At 37.6% G+C, this 18,156-nt stretch carries 12 protein-coding genes; 8 read left to right on the top strand and 4 right to left on the bottom strand.

Annotation, left to right across the window (positions count from 1 at the left end; translation table 11 throughout):
• The first annotated feature begins 1 nt into the window (after position 1).
• The 7 genes from Epro_RS01685 to Epro_RS01655 all read left to right on the top strand — a co-directional run bounded on the left by Epro_RS01685 (position 2) and on the right by Epro_RS01655 (position 7,442).
• Positions 2 to 1,015 (top strand): glycosyltransferase family 2 protein, encoded by a 1,014-nt coding sequence (locus tag Epro_RS01685; protein ID WP_052569988.1) that lies wholly within the window; start codon positions 2 to 4, stop codon positions 1,013 to 1,015.
• On the top strand, positions 999 to 2,318 hold the full coding sequence (locus tag Epro_RS01680; RefSeq protein ID WP_144412025.1) for an MATE family efflux transporter: 1,320 nt from the start codon (positions 999 to 1,001) through the stop codon (positions 2,316 to 2,318). The genes Epro_RS01685 and Epro_RS01680 overlap by 17 nt, the downstream gene beginning before the upstream one ends.
• On the top strand, positions 2,311 to 3,198 hold the full coding sequence (locus Epro_RS01675; RefSeq protein WP_052569984.1) for a glycosyltransferase family 8 protein: 888 nt from the start codon (positions 2,311 to 2,313) through the stop codon (positions 3,196 to 3,198). The genes Epro_RS01680 and Epro_RS01675 overlap by 8 nt, the downstream gene beginning before the upstream one ends.
• A gap of 24 nt (positions 3,199 to 3,222) precedes the next feature.
• Positions 3,223 to 3,924 (top strand): FkbM family methyltransferase, encoded by a 702-nt coding sequence (locus tag Epro_RS01670; protein WP_052569982.1) that lies wholly within the window; start codon positions 3,223 to 3,225, stop codon positions 3,922 to 3,924.
• Positions 3,925 to 4,123: 199 nt separating this feature from the next.
• Complete coding sequence (locus Epro_RS01665) at positions 4,124 to 5,209, top strand: glycosyltransferase family 9 protein (protein WP_052569980.1); 1,086 nt, start codon at positions 4,124 to 4,126, stop codon at positions 5,207 to 5,209.
• Positions 5,206 to 6,291, top strand: a complete 1,086-nt coding sequence (locus Epro_RS01660) for a glycosyltransferase family 9 protein (protein WP_052569979.1) — start codon at positions 5,206 to 5,208, stop codon at positions 6,289 to 6,291. Before Epro_RS01665 ends, Epro_RS01660 begins: the two co-directional genes overlap by 4 nt.
• Positions 6,288 to 7,442 carry a glycosyltransferase family 9 protein gene (locus tag Epro_RS01655; RefSeq protein ID WP_052569976.1) on the top strand — a complete coding sequence of 385 codons (1,155 nt, stop codon included), beginning with the start codon at positions 6,288 to 6,290 and terminating at the stop codon, positions 7,440 to 7,442. The genes Epro_RS01660 and Epro_RS01655 overlap by 4 nt, the downstream gene beginning before the upstream one ends.
• Before the next feature lie 272 nt (positions 7,443 to 7,714).
• Here Epro_RS01655 and Epro_RS01650 read toward each other — a convergent pair whose 3' ends face one another.
• Both Epro_RS01650 and Epro_RS01645 read right to left on the bottom strand, forming a co-directional pair.
• Positions 7,715 to 13,555, bottom strand: coding sequence for an OmpA family protein (locus Epro_RS01650; protein ID WP_052569974.1), 5,841 nt, complete (start codon positions 13,553 to 13,555; stop codon positions 7,715 to 7,717).
• 687 nt (positions 13,556 to 14,242) lie between these two features.
• Positions 14,243 to 14,719 carry a nucleoside deaminase gene (locus Epro_RS01645; protein ID WP_052569973.1) on the bottom strand — a complete coding sequence of 159 codons (477 nt, stop codon included), beginning with the start codon at positions 14,717 to 14,719 and terminating at the stop codon, positions 14,243 to 14,245.
• 421 nt (positions 14,720 to 15,140) lie between these two features.
• Between Epro_RS01645 and Epro_RS01640 the strand changes: the two genes are divergently transcribed.
• The gene (locus Epro_RS01640) at positions 15,141 to 15,959 is read left to right on the top strand and encodes a transposase (RefSeq protein ID WP_158408978.1); all 819 of its coding nucleotides are present in this window, start codon (positions 15,141 to 15,143) and stop codon (positions 15,957 to 15,959) included.
• 126 nt (positions 15,960 to 16,085) lie between these two features.
• Here Epro_RS01640 and Epro_RS01635 read toward each other — a convergent pair whose 3' ends face one another.
• Both Epro_RS01635 and Epro_RS01630 read right to left on the bottom strand, forming a co-directional pair.
• Positions 16,086 to 16,994 (bottom strand): lysophospholipid acyltransferase family protein, encoded by a 909-nt coding sequence (locus Epro_RS01635; RefSeq protein ID WP_052569969.1) that lies wholly within the window; start codon positions 16,992 to 16,994, stop codon positions 16,086 to 16,088.
• A gap of 3 nt (positions 16,995 to 16,997) precedes the next feature.
• Complete coding sequence (locus Epro_RS01630) at positions 16,998 to 18,128, bottom strand: DUF362 domain-containing protein (protein ID WP_052569968.1); 1,131 nt, start codon at positions 18,126 to 18,128, stop codon at positions 16,998 to 17,000.
• Positions 18,129 to 18,156 lie beyond the last annotated feature (28 nt).

Below are 18,156 nucleotides of genomic sequence, written 5' to 3'. Positions count from 1 at the left end.
TATGCAATACAAACTTTCAATATGCATTCCAACTTACAACCGCGCAAACTATATTAAAGACTTGCTTGAAAGTATTACGCGCCAAATTACGCCGAACATAAAAGATGAAGTTGAAATATGCGTGTCGGATAATGCTTCTGAAGATAACACAAAAGAAATTGTTGAAAGTTTTAAAAATATTCACCCCTATATAACTTATTTCCGCCGGAATAAAAATATGGGCGCAGACAACAACTATTTAAAAGCCGAAGAAATAGCGCGCGGTAAGTATGTATGGCTTATGTCGTCGGACGATATTCTTCTTCCGGATGCAATTTCAACTGCGTTAAAATACATACAAAAATATAAAGATATCGGAATTTTTGCCGTCAATACAATTATGTTTGACCCCGCCCTGCGCGCGGCAGTTAAGCAAAATAGGGATATAACGGATTTAATTTATACAAACTCCGGGGAAATAATAAAAAAGCTCGGCGCATGGTTTGGCTACATAAGCGGTTTTATATTTCAAAAACATCTTTGGGACGAATTTGCAAAATATAAAAGATTTATCGGCAGCGCATACAGCCTTACGTATATTTACTATGAAATCATTAAAAAAGGCGCCGCTCTTTTAAAAATTGCCACCCCTCTTGTAGGCTACAGATCATCAAACGATTCTTTTTTACAAGACGGAAACTACCCGAGAATAAAATTAGATATCGTAGGATACAACGATATATCCGCATTTGTCTTCGGAAAACATTCAAAAGAGCATTTTCAAATAAATGCTTCCGTAGTAAAATATCACGTTTTCAATCATATACTTATAGCAATATTAAGCGACTCGGCAAACCTAAAATACAGAATAAAAGTTTTTGCATTATGTTTTAAATACTATAAATTTTATCCTTATTTTTGGATTAAAGATTTACCATTGATTATAACGCCGTCTTTTATTTTAAGATTTGCGCGTTTTATATACAGAAAAACTTTCAAGAGAAAACAGTTTATTAAAAATGATAACAACAATTAAAAATTTCTTTAAACAAATTCCTCGCCACTTGCTTGTTACTGCAAGCGCGTGGACAAGCAAGATTATTGTATCTTTAGTGCAGATAATCAGCATACGCACCCTTTTGTCTTACCTTGGCGAAGAGCGTTATGCGGCTTATATAATAGCCTACTCGCTTACCGCATGGTTTGTGCTTGCGGATTTCGGCGTAGGAATTTCACTGCAAAATTTTATTTCCGAATGCCGTGCAAAAAAAGAATCTTACGATAAATATCTGCTTGCCGCATTGCAAATAGCCGCAGTTTTATTTATAGTTGCAGCCGCCTTGATTATTTTTCTTGCTTTTCCCGTTCAAGATATATTATTTAGAAAATTTTCAAGTATTGACGGCATAGGTTCAATGCCGTTAGTGCTTATAGTAGGCATAGTAACATTGGTAAATGTTCTATCAAATTTTGTTTTCAGAGTTTATTTTGCCGAGCACAAAGGTTATATTCCCAATATTATTCCGGCGATATCGGCAATATGTTCAATGGCTGCGATATTTTTTCTCAACAGATATTCTCCCGTTCGCCAAGACATAATAACGGCGCTTATAATTTTTACGCTGCCTAATCTTATTTTTACTTTAATACCTTTTATAAAAATATTTAAAAAGTTCTTTACGCAAATATTTCATAAAAATACGGACGCTATAAAATCTCTAATTATAAGATCTGCAAAATTTCAGGGCATAGCCGTTATCGGCGTGGCTTATGCTCAGGCAGACTATATAGTAATGTCGCAAACATTGCAGGCTGAAGCTATAATAACATACAGTATATTTATGCGCGTATTTATGTTTTTTTCATTTATATACTCATCGCTTCTCATAGCTTCATGGCCAATGTTTAGCGAAATGTATGTGGAAAAGAAATATAATGAATTAAAAACGCAGATGAAAAAATATCTTACCTATGTTACGCTTTTTATAATAACCGGAACAGTTGCCATATTGTCTGCATCCGGACTTATTGTGCAGCTTTTAGCGCCTAACACTGATATTGCGCCGGCAACAACGCTGATACTTTTGCTTGGCGCCTACGTGCTTGTAAAAAGCTGGACGGACACGTTCTCGTCCATGCTGCAAAGTTTTAACGCATTAAGAATATTTTGGATATACATGCCGTTTCAAACAATTATAAATTTTGCAATGCAATATTTTATGTCAAAAAAATACGGCGCTCAAGGTATAGTTATAGGTCTTATAGCGTCGTTAGTTTTAACGGCTTTATGGATACTGCCGTTAAAATTTAAAAAAACCTTAAGAGGCTCTCATGATTAATATTGCGTTCGGCTTAAGCGACGGTTTTTCAAAATACTGCGCTACCGCTGTTGCTTCTATTTTGGCAAATCATAAAATGACTTCTCCTGAAAATAAAATACATTTTTTCTTTATGGGAAATCTCGCCGAAAAAAGCAAAAATAATTTTTTAAAGCTAAAAAAAATTCAAGATTTTGATTACACATTTATAGGCGTAAATACTCCTGAATTTGAAAAAATTCCGTTAAACGGGCGCAACCCCGCTACTTTATACAGACTTTTAACCCCCGCCCTTCTTCCAGAAAACATAGATAAAGCCATAACGCTCGGCTGCGATTTAGTTTTTAATGACGACGTGCAAAAACTTTGGGACACAAACATAGACAACTATTATATTGCAGCCGTTAAAGATGCCGACATTTCGCATGGTTACAAGCAATGGAAGGAAACATATTTTAACGCCGACGTTATAATGTTTAACATAAAAAAATTAAAAGAATTTGGTTTTAACAATAAATGGAAAGAGTTTGTTTGTAATGAAAAAAATATGGAAGGTTTGGAATTTAGCGAGCAGGATATTTTAAACTCTTTAATAACGCAAAAAATTTATTTTTTAGATAATATATTCAATATGACGGGAGGGCACTGCTTTGCATCATCGCAGGAAACAATTGCAAAAACTATTGTTGCGCACTTTGCAGGCGCAAAACCATGGCAGCCCACATGCATACATCCGTTAAAAAATCTATACTTTAAATACGAAACCTTAACGCCTTCAAAACAAAGCAAATTCAAACATTACGCCGCGTATTATATTGATTTTATAAAAAGAAATCCGTTATTTTTATTTAAGAAAAATTATCGCGCAAAATTAAAAAATTTTATATTTAAAAAATATTAACATATAAACAAAGGATATATTTTTATGAGTTCAAAAAACAGAGAAAATTTTATAACATTTTGTCCGGTTGATCTTGAAGATATCATTTTATCCGCGGCTCTCCATGGAATTAAAAATGGCTTCTATGTTGACGTAGGAGCAAATGCCCCTATACTTGGCAGCGTTACCAAACACTTTTACAACATGCAATGGACGGGAATAAACATTGAGCCTTTAAAAGAAGAATACGAATTATTATCTAAAGATAGACCCAATGATATAAATTTAAACATAGGAATTGCCGATAAAAAAGGCGAGCTGGAATTTTATATTGACGGCGCCGGCACAACATGCTCGCAAGATATAGCCGACAACTATAAAAAAGATAAAGATTCTTTAAAAAAAATAACCGTCCCGGTGCAAACGCTTACCGACGTTCTGGACAGACATATCAACAAAGACAAAGAAATTCATTTTTGTAAAATTGACGTTGAAGGTTTTGAGCGCAACGTTCTGGAAGGATTAGACTTTAAAAAATATCGTCCGTTTTTATTTTGCATAGAAGCAACTTATCCCGGCACAAGTATTCCCTGCCACCACCTGTGGGAAGACATATTTTTAGACAATGATTATGTTCTTGTGTTTTCTTACGGAGGCAACCGTTACTATGCCGATAAGAAAGGTAAATATTACAATTCAATTTTAACTAATCTCAATGTTACCCCCCCCCCTTACCCAAACAGATAAAAACAATCGGGAAAAGAAAAGCTTATTTACAAAAATTAAGAATGCGGCTTTTTTTTGGAATTATAAGATTTTGCTATCATTTACTTCCAAAACGGCTTCGTATAAAGTTAATTCCATTGCGTTTAAAATTGCAATGCAACAAATTGCTGCGCAAATTAAATCTTAATTATAAAGTTACACTTGTCTTAAAATAGAATTTATGAACGCACAAAATAAAAAAATTTTAATAAGCATGACCGCTCATATGGGAGATTTTATATGGGCTACTTCTGCGTTTGCAATACTAAAAAAAACTTACCCCGAAATTGAGATTACCGTTCTTGCGCCCGAGTCTATTAAAGAACTTATAGAAAAAAATCCCGTTATAGATAAAGTTATTTACTCTCCCTTTTCAAACAACGACGCAAAATCAAGAGTAAAAAAACTTTTCTGGGCGGCAACCGTTATACCTAAAATTTTTATTAAAAATTTTGATTCAATTTTAATTTTTGATTCTTCTAAAATATCCGTTTTAATAGCCAAATTTGCCCGTATAAAACATATTGTCGGCGGAGATTTATTTTTTGCCGGTTTTGATATTCTTGACCCGCTTTCAAAATTTTACACTCGTATAATAGCTTTGCCGAAAGATCAGGACGCAATACACGCCTCCGCAAGATTTCAAATTATAGTTAAAAATTACTTTGAAATTTACAATAATGCAATGCCGGTTTTGCCGAACTCTTCGCATTGCGCAAAAAATGCTCAAGAACTTTTACAAAACAAAAACAACATTAATGTTGCGCTTTGCATAAAAGGTTCAAAAAACACTTCACACGTATGGGATATCGGAAACTTTGAAAAAATTATAAACTATTTAACCGATAAATATAATAATATAGATTTCTATATAGTCGGAGCAAAAAACGACTACGGCTATGCGCAACAAATTAAATTGAAAAACGTCCGTAACATATGCGGCAAAACCACGCTGCTGAATTTAAGAGAATTTTTCAAATTAACCGATTTGCTTATTTCTTTAGACACCGGCGTAATACATCTTGCGGCAACTACGGATATAAATATAATTTCCCTGCACGGCGCAACGTCTCCGGCGACAACGGGACCAATGTCTTCAAAAGCCGTCACTTTATGGACAAAAACGGACTGCGCCCTTTGTTCTTTAAAAAAAATATTCTCCGATTACAAATGCCCAACGTATCCGCAGCCAAAATGCCTTGAGTTAATAAAACCCGAAACCGTAACCCAAGAAGCTATAAAAATTTTGGATACTTTAAAAAAATGAGAAAAATTTTAATCAGCTGTTCATCTCTTCATATTGGGGATTTTATTTGGGCAACGTCGGCTATTGCGGCGCTGAAACAAACGTATCCCGAGTATTACATTGCCGTTCTTGCCCCAAAAGCTTTAAAAGAGCTTATAAAAAATAACCCTGTAATAGACGAAGCCGTTTTTTCTTTATATCCTAAAGCCGGTTTATTTTATAAAATAAAAAACTTATTGTGGACGGCAAGAAACATTCCTAAAATTTATTTTAAAAAGTTTGATGATTGCATAATTCTATCGCATTCAAAACTTACCGTAATGCTTGCAAAAATATGTCGCATTCCAAACCTTGCAGGCGCCGATATGTTTTGGACGGGAAATAATATTGCAGACCCGCTTGCAAAATTTTACACGCATGCCGTGCACGTTCAAAAAAATCAGGACAACGTTCACATGTCTGTGCGCTTCCAGACAATAGTAAAATCTTACTTTAATTTTTACAACAATGCGCTGCCTGTAGTTCCAAATATAAAAAAATACGATTACGCGCAAAACTTCATAAAAAATAAAGATAAAATAAATATTGCTTTTTGCATAGCAGGTTCAAAAGATTCTTCTAATGTGTGGTCGCTTGAAAATTTTGCTACAGTAATTAAAGAACTGTCAAAAACTTTTAATGCGGATTTTTATATAACAGGCTCAAATAAAGATTCAAAATTAGCGCAGCAACTAATTTCCGGTCAATACCCCATTCCCCCGACCGTAGTATATAATTTATGCGGCAAAACTTCATTGTTAGAACTTACAAATTTTTTAAGCCGCGTGAATTTACTTATAACCGTAGATACCGGTATAGCTCATTTAGCGGCAACGCAAAACGCAAACATTTTAGCTCTTTACGGACCTACGCCGCCGCAAAAATCTATGCCTATGTCGCACAATGCGCGAACAATATACATAAAAACCGAATGCTCCCCGTGCATGTATAGAAAACTTATAGAAAATAACCCATGCCCGAAAAAAGAAGCCGAATGTATGCTTAAAATAACGCCTCAAACCGTAATAGAGCAAGCAAGCGAAATTTTAAAGGCGCTAAAATGAAAAAAATTCTTGTTATAACTAACGGCAATATAGGCGATTTTGTAATGGCTACATCAGCTTTAAAACTGCTAAGACAAACTCTGCCCGACACAAACATAACGCTTATTACTTCAATTAAAGTTAAAAGTTTTATTGATTTTAATTTTGTTAACTCCGTAATCTACACAAATTTTTCTTTTACAAAAAGCGCGCTTAAACAAAGATTAGATCAGCTTCGCTGGTTTTTTACAAATTACTTCAAAATAAAAAATTCTAATTTTGATACTTGTATATTTTTAGATCACTCAAGATTTTTTGCAAAAGCCGTTTCATTGATAAAAATAAAAAACACGGTAGGACCTCTTACATGGTGGTGCGGTAAAGATATTTTAAATCCAAATTTAAATACGCTTACAAAAATTGTTCCCCTTCCAAAAGATTCCGATAACACGCACATGGTTGAAAGATATCAGACAATAGTCAGAAATTATTTGGAAAACGATAATTTTACTATGCCTGTTTTGCCGACAACAAAAAATGAAACGCGAGAAAAAGTAAAAGTTCTCTTAAACAGAACAAAAAAATACGCCGTAACTTTTTCTTTACGCGGCGACGAAATAAAAGGAAATAAAAAAATTTACCCCGCTGAACATGTTATTGAAATAATAAAATCTCTAAATAGCAAATTTGAAATTGATTTTTATATTCTTGGAACAAAAACATTATACGAAGAGACTGAAAGGCTTAAAAAGCAGACCCTGAAGGGCAATTGCCCTCAGGATGACAGCTATAACAAACGACAGAGTGCTGCGCCTTTGGCTCGTAATAACAACTCTATTAGTATTTACAATCTTTGCGGGAAAACCTCTTTAACTGAACTGAAAGCCGTTTTTGAGCAGACGGATTTACTAATTTCAGTTGACACAGGAACAATTCATATAGCTGCAACTACAGATACAAATATTATAGGCCTATACGGCGCAAACAATGGAAACTCTTTTCCCGTAAGTCATAAAGCTGAAATTTTATATGTTAAACAGTCATGTTCCCCATGTAACTACACAAGAACCGTTTTAGGAATTCCCTGCGCCTACGGCGACAAACCAAAATGTCTTAACGATATAACGCCTGATATGGTGGTTGAGGCAGCGCTGAAGATAATAACAAAGTGAAAAGTGACGCGAAGCGTTATCCCCAAGTGCTTGCATTGGGAATCCATGTTTACTAAATATAAGATGCGTTTCTTATAGTTTTTAAAGTGTAAAGTGCAATTAACAACAAACAAAAAAACCGGAAGAGTTTTAACTCTTCCGGTTTTTTTATTCTTACTTACACTTTTAGCTTTACAGCCCATCAGAAACACATCTTACATTTAGTAAACTTTGTAATTGTCTTTGCCGTTATTTTCACTTTTCACTTTCCACTTTTCACTTTGCCGTTATAGCTATTCTACAAATATTTCTACTCTTCTGTTGTTGGCTCGGCCTTGTACTGTTTTGTTTGTGTCGGCGGGCATTGTGTGACCGAAGCCTATGTAATACATTTTTGCTGCGCTTATTCCATTGGCTACAAACTCGTCATGCACTGCTTTTGCTCTTGCTTTTGACAACGTTCTGTTTGTGCTTGCTTTTCCTGTGCTGTCTGTGTGTCCTTCTATTGTTATTGATGTGTATTCGTATTTCTTCATTTCATTTGCCATATTCTCTATATCTGCTTTTGCTCTCGGCGTTAATGTTGCTTTCCCTACGGCAAAGCTTGCCGCTTTCATATCAAACTTTTTTATCATCGGGCGTTCTCTTCTGGCTAACGCTTCAACTTTTTGTTCTTCCACTACTTTATCGTCGCTCATATCTATTGATTCAGATTTGTTTACTGCAGGTTCCGGTATTGGTTCCGGTTTTGGTTGTTCTACAACTACCGGTTTTTCTTTGTGCGTTATTCCGCAGAAATTATATCTCAATCCCGCGTTTGCGTAGAGGTTTGTGAACTTTTCGGCTGTGTAGGCGTTGGCGTTTATGAAGAATTTTAGGCCTTCTGTTATTCGGACGCTTCCACCGAGCGTTGCTCCTAATATCAATCCGTTTTCTTCGTAGCCTCTGCTTAAGAACTTCACGTCTGTTCCTTCAAATACGCTTTCTATTTCGTATTTCTTGCCTGTCAGCAAGTATTTTCCTTCAAGGTTTACATACCCTGCCCAGGTTTTGTCGTCGTAGTTTACTCCCGCTCCTAACCTTGCTGTTGTTCTTAAATAGTTGCCTGCTTCTACTTTTAGATTTAGTTCGCTTGCTCCGGCTTCTGTGAAGCCGTCGTAGCTCACGTTCTTTAATTCTGCTCCTGCGTATGGTCTGAATATTGTGTTCTTTGCTATACCATATTTCAATGCGCCTTCTACGTCCGCTCCTAACGTTAATCCGTCAAACTTTCCGCTTGCCGTTCTGTCGGCTGCAAATCCGTTCAGCTTTATTGCTCTTGTTGTTTCGTAGCTGTCTTTACTTCCGCTTATCATTGCTTTTATTTCGTAGCTTTCTTCTATATATCCGCCGTAGAAGCCTAATCCCATTTTGTTTAGCGTCGCTTTGCTTTCCTGCTGGGTTATGCTGTGGTCTTTATAATTTACATATATTCCCAACATCGTTTTGTTTATGCTGCTCATGCTTCCAAAGTATATGTCAAACCCTGCCATTACTCCGTATCTATTATCTTTGTATTCGCCAAGGCTGTTTTCGTCGCCGCCTAACTTTGTGTTTCCTCCCGTTACTTGCGCCCATATTGCGCTGTTTGTGTGGTTTCTTGTGCTGTGGTTTTTTATTCTGTCATACAACTCGTTATTGTCGCTGTCTTGCGCTGCGCTTTCTATTACGTTTGTTATGAAATACGGCGATATTTCCGACAATATGCTCTTTTTTTCTTCGTTTGTATATGCGCCGCTGTTCCACAGGTTGCTTATAAACTGATGCACCGCTACTGTGTTATCTACCGACAACTTGTCAAACGCTTTTGCTACTTCCGTTTGGTTAAACGTTGCGTTACCAATACTTTCAAAATTTGAATTATACACGCCTCTCAGCCACAATCTTATTACTTCCGACGATGTAAACTGTTCGTAATATATTTTGCTTTGCAGGTTTGTTAATCCGTTTGTTACTATTTGCGAGCTTGTGAACGCTCCGTATATTTGGTTTACCGTTGATATTATTAAATCGTAATACGTATCGTTATTGTAGTTGCCCGTTTCTACTTTCAACGTTAAGTCACCGCCTATTGTGGCGCTGTCGGCAAACACTTGGTCGCTTGTTCCATTTTCAAACACGTCCATCAACATTTGCGTGTCGCTTTCAAACGTTTTGACGTTTACTGTGTTTAAGTAGCTGCCGTCAAAGTCTATGTCGTCGGTCATGTCGAACCCGGCTCCGTTAAATATTATGTTGTTTGCTTTAAACGTTGCGCTTTCCAACAGCACTACTTTTCCCGCTGTCGCTGTGAAGCTGCCCCAGACTTCGTTGTCACCGCCCATAAAGAGCGTTCCTGTTCCCGTTTTGTTTACTTCTATTGCGCTGCCCGCTGTGTTGCTTAATATTCCTCCTGCTATACTTATTGTGTTGGTTCCGGAGGTTATTAAGTTTAGTCGGCTATTGTTGTCCGCGTATATATCGTTTGGCGTTCCGGCAACCTTGTTGCCGCTAAATATTATATCGCCGTTTGCGGCTTCTATTGTTACTGTGCTGCCGCCTGTTACGTAAACCGCGGCTCCTGAGGCATTCGCCTCATTTCCTGTAAAACTTCCACGACCCGACAATGTTATGTTTGAATTGTTGCTTGCGTACACTGCTCCGCCAAGCAATGCTTTGTTGTTCATAAACGTCATCACTGCGTTCTTTATTGTTAGTATTGTGTCGTCGGCAAATATTGCTCCTCCGTTTCCGCTTAACGCTTCGTTTCCGGTGAAATCTACGTTTGCTCCGTCAAAGACCAAATCATCCACTGCGTAGATTGCTCCTCCGCTTCCGGTTAACGCTTTGTTTCCTGTAAATATTGCGTTTGCGCCCGTAAATGTTATTGTTGACAGATATGAATACAACGCTCCGCCGTTTGCTCCGGCTGTGTTTGCAGTAAACACTGCGTCGTTATTAAATGCTACTGCGGAATTTATTACACCTATCGCTCCGCCTACACCTGCTGTCGCTTTATTTCCCGTAAAATATGTTTTGCTGCTAAACTCCAAATAACTCTCTTCTATGCCTATTGCTCCTGCATCATCTGTAGCTGTGTTTCCTATAAATGATGATACCCCCACAAAATACATGTAGCTTTGTTGCATTGCCGCTATTGCTCCGCCGGTTGATACTGCTACGTTTGAATCAAATACAACATCGCTAAACGTTGTTGTGCTCTGCCAACTTCCTACCGCTCCTGCATTATATCCCGCATTATTTTTAAATATAGCTTTCGAATCTGTAAATTCCATTTGCGCACCAAAATTTAGTATCGCTCCTCCGTTTTCTGTTACGCTATTACTGTCAAATAATACTTCGCTTCCACTAAACTTTACTTCCCCATAATAATTATACAGCGCGCCGCCTCCGTAGGAAGTATTACTCATAAAATTATCTATAAACGTTACTTCTTCATTTTCGTAAATCAAGAAACTTCCCTGATTTCCTATTGCTGCGCCTCCACCAAAATTTCCCACGCCGCTATTGCTTATATAACTGACTTTTCCCCCGCTATGACTCATTGTTGAACCGCTAAGATTAAATACAGCGCTATCACTGCCTTGAGTATTTCCCGCATACGTTACTGTGCTACCTATAAATTTAACAACTCCGTAATTCTGAATCGCACTCGTTCCTTCTGTAGTATTGCTTGTAAAATCAACCCTTACCCCATCAAAAATTGCTTCTGAATAAAGATTAATAAAAGTATTCAACCCCGCGTTGTTTGCAAACGTTACATTACTTCCCGTCCATGTTATTGTGGACATATATGAATACAATAACCCATTGTTATTAGAGGCATTGTTTGTAAAACTTGATACCACTGTATTTGCTATTGTTACTACTGAATTTATTATTTGCACGCCCGACGATGTTGTTACATTCCAATTTCCGTTTTCAAATGTAAACGTTGACATATCTATTGTCACGCTTCCTGCCGTTACGTTGAAGTTGCCTTGCATATAATTATTTCCGCTTATATACAATTCCCCTAATCCCGTTTTGCTTATTGTGTTGTTTCCGCCGTTTCCGACATAGATTCCGTCAAATATACTTATTTGATTATTTACCGCGTTGAAATTTATAAACGAACCCGCTGCGTAAATATCATTCGCTTTTCCGTTTGCCGTGTTGCTTGCAAATACTATTGCGCCGCCCGCGCTGTTAAAATTCGCCGTGCTGGTTTGCAAATATATTGCGCCTCCGCTGCTGGTTGCTACGTTGCCGGTTATTACTGCGCTTCCTATGTTTATTACTGCTCCGCTTTCCGCTGCTATAAATCCGCCTAATGCCGCGCTGTTTGAAGATGCATATACATTTTCAAAATTGGCTATTGCATTATTTGTTGCATATAAAAATCCGCCGTAAGTTGCGCTTGAATTGCTTAAGCTAAAATCTACTCCCGATTTAAACGTTGCTGTTGCATTATTTACCGCTATAAATCCGCCGTAGGTTGCCGTGTTGTTGCTTACTACGTAATGCGCTCCGGTTGTAAATACTACGTTTGCTCCGGCTGTTGCATATACTGCTCCGCCTTGCGCCGCGTTGTTATTTGTAAATGTTATTGTGCTGCCATCTGCAAAAATTATCTGGCTTGTATTGCCCGTTATATACAATGCTCCGCCGTTTGTAGTTGCTTTATTGCCGTCAAATGTTGCCGTTCCTGCAAACGTTACTGTAACGCCATTTACCAAATACAAAAATCCGCCGTTATTGGCTTGATTTCCTATTGCTTTTATTGTTTTTACATTCTCCAACCCAACATATGAGCTTGCGTCCCAATGCGCTATTCCGTTTCCGGCGCTTTTGTTCCATAAAAATTCTATGTTTGTGTTATTAAATACTACGCTTGCTCCGTTTACTGCGTATATTGCGCTTCCGTTTGTTGCCGTGTTGCTTGCTATTGTTACGTTTGCGTTTTCAAATATTAGGCTTGCTTGCCCTCCGCTGGCGCCGTTGCCATAGTTGCCCGCTATATATATTCCTCCGCCGCTGGCGCTTGCGGTGTTGCCTGTTATTGTTATTGTTGACCCTGCAAACGTTACTTGCGCTATGCCGTTGGCTGATGCAACGCTACCATAAGATGTACCTGTTGAAATTGAGCCGCCTATAAACATTCCTCCGCCGTCTTGCGCGGCGTTACTGTCTATATTAACTTCCGAATCTATGAAAGTCACTAATGCTGTGCCGCTGCTGGAATCGTTACCGGAGTTATATCCTCCGGCGGATACTGCCCCGCCTACGAATAGCCCTCCGCCTTGCGCGATTCTATTTACATCTAACGCATTGTTTGAGAAGTTTATTGTTGATGATGCAAAATTTACTACCGCTGTGCCGTTACTACTGAAATTCTTTGCTCCGGCATTATATGATCCGCCGGAAACCGATCCTCCCACAAAAAGCCCTCCGCCTTGCATTGGCGCCATTCCGGATATTCTATTGCTTGTGAAGTTTATTATTGACGATATGAAATTTACTACCGCTGTGCCGCCGCTGCTGTAATTAACTACTCCGGTATATGCTCCGCCGGAAACCGCTCCTCCCACAAATAGTCCTGCGCCTTGCACTATGGATCTAGCGCCTGAACAGTACATAGTATTGAGCACAAAATTTATTGTTGACGATGTGAAGTTTACTACCGCCGTGGCGCTGCTGGCGCTTGCCGATTGGGCGGCGGTCACTCCTCCTACAAATAGTCCTCCGCCTCGCGCGGCGCTTCCATTGTTTCCAACAGATGCTCTATTGGAGTCAAAACTTATTGTTGACGATGTAAAGTTTACTATAGTTGCGCTATCTAAATGCACATTGTGCGCTCCGGTTACAAACAACGCTCCTCCATACGATATCTGTCCGTTATCACCCGCTGATCTTGCATAGTTTTGAAACGTTATGGGTCCATAAAAAAACAAACTGTTTCCGGAAAGAAGCCTCATTCCGGGGTTTGCACTTTGTCCGTCTAACGCAAATCCGTTTCCGGTAATTGTGCCGCTTAAAACATTAAAGCCGATGTAAAACATTATGTTGTCTGCTAAAGATATATTGTAATTGTCTGTTGAGGTTGTTATGGCCATAAAATCTGTGATGTTATTGACCGAGGTTTGGGCATTAGCCTTTGGCGTTGCCAAAAACAAGGTTAAAGTAGCAAGGAGTAAGGAGAAAGTAACGGCTTTCCTGCTTCCGATGAAAATCGGAATCCGTTTTTTATTTAACATGGATACCGTGTCAAGCACGGTATGACAGGCGTATACAAAAAATGTAATAACAGCGCGCAAAAGTTTTTTCATTTTTTTTCCTCTTTCAAATTGTATTTTTACTTTTTGTTTTATAAATGAAAAAAGCCGGTTGCATTAAAAATGCAACTAGCTTTCTATTGTTGTATATGAAAAATTTACAGCAGCGTTTAAGGGAGTATGTTGTGTTGTGTTGTGTTGTGTTGTGTTGTGTTGTGTTGTGTTGTGTTGTGTTGTGTTGTGTTGTGTTGTGTTGTGTTGTGTTGTGTTGTGTTGTGTTGTGTTGTGTTGTGTTGTGTTGTGTTGTGTTGTGTTGTGTTGTGTTGTGTTGTGTTGTGTTGTGTTGTGTTGTGTTGTGTTGTGTTGTGTTGTGTTGTGTTGTGTTTTCATTGTTTTTCTCAAGCGCTTCTTCATAATAAGATTAAGTTAATTAACACTATTACATAAAATGATTATACCAAAAAATAAATTTAATATACAAGAAAATACTTTCGTGGAACAACGAACTGCCCCTGACTTACTGGCATATTAATATTTAACCTTTTGTTGGGATTTTTTCCACAACTTAAAGGGGTTGTTTTTAGACGGCGCATTTTGTTGTGCTTCCTTAATTTTTCTTTTTTCCGCCGGTTTTGCAAATTCTTTATAAATAAAATCGTCTCTAAAACCTGCGCGCGCGGCGGCTTTTGAATTTGCCGCGTAATAAATTTTTTTTATATTTGCCCAATATATAGCGCTTAAACACATAGGACAAGGTTTGCACGAAGAATAAATTTCGCAAGATGAAAGGTCAAAAGTTTTCAGTTTTTTTGCGGCTTTTCTTATGGCTTCTATTTCAGCATGAGCGGTAGGATCATTTTTTTTGGTAACCGAATTTCCGGCGGCGGCAATAACTTTTCCGTTTTTAACAACAACCGCGCCAAACGGCCCGCCGAGATTTTTTAAAACATTACCCTCGGCAACTTTTATAGAAATTTCAATAAAATTATTTTTAGTTTTTTTCATTTGGCAAAAATCTTTTTTATTTAAACATAGATTCCGGATCAAGTCCGCAATGACAAAAAACAAATACCCCGTCCGCTACGCGGACTCCGGTGCGCTCACATCTCGCGCCCGTTCGTGGCTCGTGCTCCTTATTCGTCGCACACTCACCCCCTTTTTATAAGGGTTAATGTTCAAAAAGTGTGGTTAAAAGAGGTATTTTTCTAACCAGATTACGACGACAAAAAGAAATATTGATACAATGATTATCAAAAGGGTTTAATAAACGTGTTAAAAACGCTGTAAGTATTGTAAAAGCAATGCCGTAAGAATTCATGGAAAAACAAAGCAAAACAAAACAAGATTTAAGTGTCTTAAATGCTTAAGAACATTTATTTGGAAGAACCGTAGCAACAAACTCAAGAAACAGAAAGTTTGGTTTAAATTGTGGATTACACAAGGCTACACTGTAAAACAATTATCAAAATTGTCAGAGCATTCGCAATCTACAATTAGAAGGACACTTAAATACTGGCTTTCAAAAGAGCCTAATCTTTGTGATGAAAAAGAGCTGTCAAAAATCACACATGTTCTTTATGATGCAACATATTTTCACAGAGGCAATTGCTTTTTGGTTTTGGCTGATAACAAAACAAAAAAGATATTTTTCTGCGAATTTGTTAGAAGCGAAAACTATCAGCAAGCAAGAAACTATTTTGACAGATTAAAAGCATTTGGATTAAGACCAAAAGTTTTAATTTCCGACGCGAATCAAACAATATTGAAAGTCTTTCAAGATGTTTGGGCTAATGCCATAATGCAAAGATGTTTGATCCATGCCAGTTTCCAAACAATCAGGTTTTTGCATAAAAACTCTAAGACAAAAGCGGCGCAAGACTTAAAAAGCATTGCCATTGCCTGCTCAAGAATTAAAAGCCAAAAGAATAAAGAAGAATTTGAAAATGCTTACACAAACTGGCGTTTGAAATATGAACCTTTTATAAAATCTTTGCCAAATGAAAGCTATGAATACAAAGAAATAAACAAAGCAAATACTTTTTTAAAAGACTCGTTAAAAGATATTTTCTATTTTTTAAAAGATCGTCAAATAGCAAGCAATACGAATTATTTAGAAAATCTATTTAAGACATTAAAAGAAAATATACGCCGTCATAATGGGCTTACTAAAAAACATAAAATCGCTTTTGTTAAATGGTTTTTTTTCTTTAAAAACCCCAAAAAAACCACACTTTTTGAACATTAACCCTTTATAAAAAGGGGAATTAACGACACTGCAGTTTATTACCTATTACTTATTATTTTTTACTTGCTCCTTACTCCTTCCTACTTTCTACTTTAACAACTTGCCGTTACCTATCTTCCTACCCTCCTAACCTCTTACCATCTGCTGCGTTTTCCATTTGCGGTGGAACCAAAACCATTGCTCGGGATGCCTGCGGACTACGTCTTCAAGCTGGTGCGAGTATGTTGTGTTTATAATGCGAATATCTTCTTCTTTATTTCCCGTGTTTGGAAGAGGGATATCATGTATTTCCATATTCATATGACCGTCTTTTTGCCTTATGCCGAAAACTGAAATAATGGGACATTGCGCCTTTAACGCAAGCAGCGCCGCCCCCCTTGGCATAGACGCAGGCCTTCCGAAAAACGGAACAAACATTCCGTTTCTGCCGGCGTCTTGATCTGAAAGAATAGAAACAGACTGGTTTAATTTTAACGCGTTTAAACAATCTCTAAACATCATAGGCGTTTTATATATTTTGTAAATATTGGTGTAGCCTTTATTCATTCTTGATTCGTTAAGCATTTTGTCAAAAAGCTCGTTTTTTTGTTTTGTAACCGTAATATTTATAGGGTAATCTTTTGAAAACGAAAGCGCCGTCCATTCCCAGCTGCCCATATGCGCCGGCATTAAAACAACCCCGCGCCCTTTGGCAAAAGCGTTAGCTATAATAGTTTTGTCGTAAGTCATCATGTTTTTTATTTTTTCGTCGGGCATTTTAGAAAAAAACACAACGTCAACTATCATGCCGAAAAACGTTTTGTAAACATTTTTGGCTATTGTTTGTATGTCTTTTTGAGATTTTTCCGGAAATGAAAGAGTAAGTTCTTTAATAACGTGCTTTTTTCTGTAAGGAATAAAATAATAAAAAAACGACGCCAGCTTGTCGCCTATTTTTTGCGCAAAGCTTACCGGCAAAAGAAGAATAAAAAATAAAATTATTCTTAGAGGAATATACTCGGCGTAGTTTTGGATTTTTCTTAAAGTAACGGCCATTTATTAATCCTCCTTGATAAAAATTTTTGCAAGAAAACTTTTTGCAAAATCTACGGCTTTATACGGACACATTTCATGGCAGCAAAAACAGCTTATGCATTTTTTGTCTTCCACGCGCGGGTAACCGCTTTCAATTTTATATATGGCATTTGCCGGACAGGATTTTTTACACATCATGCACTTAACGCATACATCTTCGTTTATTTCAGGGTGCACCCACAAAAATTTTCCTAAAATTTTAATTAAAGGTTTGGGCATTAAATCAAGTTTTCTTAAAGACGGAAATTTAAAATTTTCAAAATTAAAATCTTGGCGCGCGTTGCCTATTATTTCGGCGCCGTCGGTGTCTTTTTTGCTTATCATCAATTTCTTAAATATTTCGCTCTTTGAAATGTCGCGGCGCAATGAAGTAAGCATAACTGCGTCAAGTAAAGCGGTATCGGCGCTTGCGGCGATAACATTTAACCGCCTTATTTCTCCGGAGCTTGGACCGTTGCCTTCCATTGCCAAAACTCCGTCTATAATTGTAAAACGTATTTTGTTTTTTAAGAAAAGATATATATTTGCAAGCAAATGCGCGAAATCTTTATTTTTAGAGGCAAGTTTATGATACTCAACCTTCATTAACCCGGGCACGCAGCCGTAAAGATTTTTTATGCCCGCCGTAAAAGCCATAAGAGAATGCGTTTTTAATTTAGGAACGTTTATAATGCCGTCGCAGTTTAAAACCGCGTTTGAAAAATTAACCCGCTTAACGTTATTGTCGCCAATGTCAAAAGCTTTAGAACCCGCGGCTTCAAAATTTACAAGCTCAACTTTTTCGCGCGTGCAAATATCTTCCATTCCCGTTACTTTCCAAAGATTTTTTATATCTCTTACGGCTCCGCCGGGACTGTCTCCCACTATGGGCGTTGCGCCGGCGCTTTTTACAAGCTGTATAACCGCTTTTACCGCTTCAGGATGGGTTGTAACCGCTTTTGACGGTTCTTTAGGAGCTAAAAGGTTGGGCTTAATAAGAATTTTTTCGCCGGGTTTAATAAAAGAAGATATGCCGCCGAGAAGATGGACAGATTCTTTAACGGCGCTGTTAACTCTGTTATAATCGTCGCACTTAAGAAGGCTTATCTTTGCCATTTTTTACCGTAGCTGTCATCTGCAACTT

Origin of the sequence: Endomicrobium proavitum (genome assembly GCF_001027545.1) — a bacterium.
Taxonomy (GTDB): domain Bacteria; phylum Elusimicrobiota; class Endomicrobiia; order Endomicrobiales; family Endomicrobiaceae; genus Endomicrobium; species Endomicrobium proavitum.
This window is presented reverse-complemented; position numbering and strand designations above follow the sequence as displayed.

Bases quoted from the DNA above. Each gene is read 5' to 3' on its own strand.
- Epro_RS01655 (WP_052569976.1), top strand. From the start codon at position 6,288: ATGAAAAAAATTCTTGTTATAACTAACGGCAATATAGGCGATTTTGTA.
- Epro_RS01680 (WP_144412025.1), top strand. From the start codon at position 999: ATGATAACAACAATTAAAAATTTCTTTAAACAAATTCCTCGCCACTTG.
- Epro_RS01660 (WP_052569979.1), top strand. From the start codon at position 5,206: ATGAGAAAAATTTTAATCAGCTGTTCATCTCTTCATATTGGGGATTTT.
- Epro_RS01645 (WP_052569973.1), bottom strand. From the start codon at position 14,719: ATGAAAAAAACTAAAAATAATTTTATTGAAATTTCTATAAAAGTTGCC.
- Epro_RS01685 (WP_052569988.1), top strand. From the start codon at position 2: ATGCAATACAAACTTTCAATATGCATTCCAACTTACAACCGCGCAAAC.
- Epro_RS01665 (WP_052569980.1), top strand. From the start codon at position 4,124: ATGAACGCACAAAATAAAAAAATTTTAATAAGCATGACCGCTCATATG.
- Epro_RS01635 (WP_052569969.1), bottom strand. From the start codon at position 16,994: ATGGCCGTTACTTTAAGAAAAATCCAAAACTACGCCGAGTATATTCCT.
- Epro_RS01675 (WP_052569984.1), top strand. From the start codon at position 2,311: ATGATTAATATTGCGTTCGGCTTAAGCGACGGTTTTTCAAAATACTGC.
- Epro_RS01670 (WP_052569982.1), top strand. From the start codon at position 3,223: ATGAGTTCAAAAAACAGAGAAAATTTTATAACATTTTGTCCGGTTGAT.
- Epro_RS01650 (WP_052569974.1), bottom strand. From the start codon at position 13,555: ATGGCCATAACAACCTCAACAGACAATTACAATATATCTTTAGCAGAC.
- Epro_RS01630 (WP_052569968.1), bottom strand. From the start codon at position 18,128: ATGGCAAAGATAAGCCTTCTTAAGTGCGACGATTATAACAGAGTTAAC.